This is a genomic window from Bacillus sp. AFS073361, assembly GCF_002567005.1.
Taxonomy (GTDB): Bacteria; Bacillota; Bacilli; order Bacillales; family Cytobacillaceae; genus Neobacillus.
Window position 1 is genome coordinate 1 of record NZ_NUZU01000066.1, and the last position, 3,011, is coordinate 3,011.

The 3,011-nt window shown below is 33.2% G+C and carries 3 protein-coding genes and 3 tRNA genes; 2 read left to right on the forward strand and 4 right to left on the reverse strand.

Annotated elements, in window-relative coordinates:
* Positions 1–96 precede the first annotated feature (96 nt).
* From COJ96_RS25220 to COJ96_RS25235, 4 genes are all read right to left on the reverse strand, one after another.
* Positions 97–170, reverse strand: a tRNA-Gly gene (locus tag COJ96_RS25220).
* A gap of 13 nt (positions 171–183) precedes the next feature.
* Positions 184–260: transfer RNA gene (locus COJ96_RS25225), tRNA-Pro, on the reverse strand.
* Positions 261–266: 6 nt separating this feature from the next.
* Positions 267–343 (reverse strand) — tRNA-Arg (locus tag COJ96_RS25230).
* A 236-nt stretch (positions 344–579) separates the two neighbouring features.
* On the reverse strand, positions 580–1,140 hold the full coding sequence (locus COJ96_RS25235) for a hypothetical protein (protein WP_098576536.1): 561 nt from the start codon (positions 1,138–1,140) through the stop codon (positions 580–582).
* A gap of 100 nt (positions 1,141–1,240) precedes the next feature.
* Between COJ96_RS25235 and COJ96_RS25240 the strand changes: the two genes are divergently transcribed.
* Positions 1,241–1,537: a hypothetical protein gene (locus COJ96_RS25240; RefSeq protein WP_098576537.1), complete on the forward strand. Its 297-nt coding sequence runs from the start codon at positions 1,241–1,243 to the stop codon at positions 1,535–1,537.
* Between the two features lie 422 nt (positions 1,538–1,959).
* Positions 1,960–2,934, forward strand: a complete 975-nt coding sequence (locus tag COJ96_RS29415) for a hypothetical protein (protein WP_257148632.1) — start codon at positions 1,960–1,962, stop codon at positions 2,932–2,934.
* Positions 2,935–3,011 lie beyond the last annotated feature (77 nt).

Sequence of the window (3,011 nt, forward strand, 5' to 3'; positions counted from 1 at the left end):
TGTTACGTTGGCTTAGTTTCGTTTCTGAAACTAAAAGTTATTGTTTGTTTGCACGATTTGTTTGTTTAGTTTTCAAAGAACAATTATTAGTAATTATGGAGCGGGTGATGGGAATCGAACCCACTACATCAGCTTGGAAGGCTGAGGTTTTACCAGTAAACTACACCCGCATATAAATTTAAATGGTCGGGAAGACAGGATTCGAACCTGCGACCCCTTGGTCCCAAACCAAGTGCTCTACCAAGCTGAGCTACTTCCCGTATATATGGCGCGCCTGGAAGAAGTCGAATCCACAACCTTCTGATCCGTAGTCAGACGCTCTATCCAATTGAGCTACGGGCGCATTAATTAAAAGTCAACTTTTAAAGTATAACACACTCGGTATTGTCTGTCAAGAATTTGTTTGGTGCGGCCGAGAGGACTTGAACCTCCACGGGGTTGCCCCCACTAGGCCCTCAATTTCATTCAATTGAGAATAACCAAATTGTTCATTCGTATCAAGACTTTTTGTGACTTCATCGTTTCTCGACGTCACTAGACCTATTATAAAGACACGACTGACCATTGTCAACGATATTTTTAAATATATTTTAATGAATAGCCGTAAAGCTGACTTTTCTTTGTTGGAGTCCATGTTCCTTTGATGATTTTCTGCAATCCTTTTTCAAGGTTTCCGTCAATTTTACTTTCTAAAAACCTTCTTGCTTCCGTAACAGATGAAAACTTTCCGATTTCGTTACCTTCTTTATACAAAATACATAGGCAAGCATTTGTTGGAGTCTTTCCGTACATTGGGTTTTTGTCACCTGTCTGTATATGACCCTTTCCAAACATCCCATTATTAGAACCTCGGCTATCTTGAGCGGAACATTGAGCCAATCCTAAATCATGGAGTAAATGTATCCATCTTATTTCTCTAGACTGGCATTCACCGGTTGCGGCTCCAATTGGTAACCACTCAAGGATTTCAACTTCTACATCATTTAAGCGATCTCCAACAAATTTCTTATACTTTTTATTTCTAATTGAAATATTCCATGCACGATTTGGATTGAAGCCTTTTTTGGTGCCGCAATTGCTGCCAACATAAAATATAATGCCATCTAAAGTATGAGCATATACGTAGTATCTTTTTTCCATAATAACTCCCCCTCAATACTTCTTATATCTAGAGAATTTAAAGTGTAAATTAAGCATGATAAAATAATTAAAGATTTAAAAAGAGGAGAGGAATTTAGAAATGAAAACTGCCGAAGAAATTTTAGAACAAAAAATTTCAAATATAAAAAGGGATATTCAATTTCTTTCTGGAAAAATTGTATTACATGATATGTACTTAAATCGTATCAATAAGGAGAGAGAAGAAAGAGAAGAGAAACTCCATGAACAAAAGTATACTTCCGAAGATATGATGGAAATCGTGAAGAACCTTGATAAATGGATGACTAATGATGAAAGAAATAAATTTCTAACGGAGGTGTTTTATGAATTCTACAACAATCGAAATCTCCCACGAGTTCCTGGAGACTGGGAATAAACATAAAGAAGAAAAGAGTGTTTGTGAGGAACTCTCAGAGGAATTTAGTTTTAACGTGTAATATCATTCAATTACTTAATGCAACAAAAACACCTCGATATTCCTTTATCGAGGTAACCTTTTTACTCTATTTAGACTTTTACCGAAATCATAAGGTTGGCTGTAATAAATTTTACCGCACGATAGACACTCAACATCACATAAACGATCATAATTAATTTTGTCTTTGGTGTTTTCAGGATACTCTTCTATTCGAATTACAGAGAGAATCCCACCACATTTACATATCAAATACATCACCCAATAGAAATTATTTGCTAATTCTATTATAGCTTCAATAAGAGTTAAATAAAATTGATATTTTATTATTAATTACCAAACAGATAGGGATTAATTTTATTGGTCCTATGGGAGAGATACATATGTCTATCTATCAAAATATTTTTCATTATTATAGAGGACAGACAAAAAACAGCTCAGAAGAAACACAAATTCTACAAATTGAAAATAATGTAACTAAGGCTTTCTTAAATGTTTTACAACACTCTTCACCAAGTTTGACAGCTGATTTTATTAAGTTCTTGGGCCTAGGTTCATTTGGCAATCAAAATTTTGAGTACAGATATCAAGTAACATCATCTTTTACAGAAAACACTTCTATTGCTGCAGTTATAGGAATAGCCGAACGTAAAGAAATTAAAAAGGGAAACTTGAAAAAGTATACTATTCCAGACGGAGCTATTTTATCTAAGGATATTACATTATTAATAGAAAATAAAATTGGATTTAATTCATACTTAGAGATGGAGCAATTAGAAGGCCATAAAAAGAACTTTTCTAAGAATCAGTACATCCTAAAAAAACCACTTATTGTTACTTGGGAAGAAATTCGTAACTTTTTTAGGAAAAAACAATTAGAATTTGAAATACAAAGTGAAAATATCTCAAGTTTTTTGTTAAAACAATTCGAGGAATTTTGTACAATTAACTGCTTAGGAGATAGGCAAAAATCAAAGGAATACTTTTTTTTAAGATTCGAAAAGATTAAAGCAAGGAATTTGGCCCGCGTTATCGATGATTATATTTGGAATCGCTCTAATTTCAATGTTGAAGATGCAGCAACAAATGACGGTATTGGTTACAAAAAGAAAGGATCAATAAAGTTTGCAACGCTAACAACAGCACGGCAACGATGTTTAATCCTTCACGTTGGCAATAAAGAAGATTCACGAGGATTACAAATGCAGGATGAAATTGATACTATGCTTAAAAGAAAGTTTGACCGAAAAGAATATGAATACAAAAAATACCCACATGAAACATATATTCGTTTAGAATGGGTAGATAATTTTGAGCAAATTAAACCTTTTATTAATCAAGCATATTATTTAAGATAAGTATAAAGAGCTTATTCTAAACTTTGTTTAACAGGATCTAGCGAAATTATTAGTTATGTGAATGAATTTCATATTTC

Bases quoted from the DNA above. Each gene is read 5' to 3' on its own strand.
- COJ96_RS29415 (WP_257148632.1), top strand. From the start codon at position 1,960: ATGTCTATCTATCAAAATATTTTTCATTATTATAGAGGACAGACAAAA.
- COJ96_RS25235 (WP_098576536.1), bottom strand. From the start codon at position 1,140: ATGGAAAAAAGATACTACGTATATGCTCATACTTTAGATGGCATTATA.
- COJ96_RS25240 (WP_098576537.1), top strand. From the start codon at position 1,241: ATGAAAACTGCCGAAGAAATTTTAGAACAAAAAATTTCAAATATAAAA.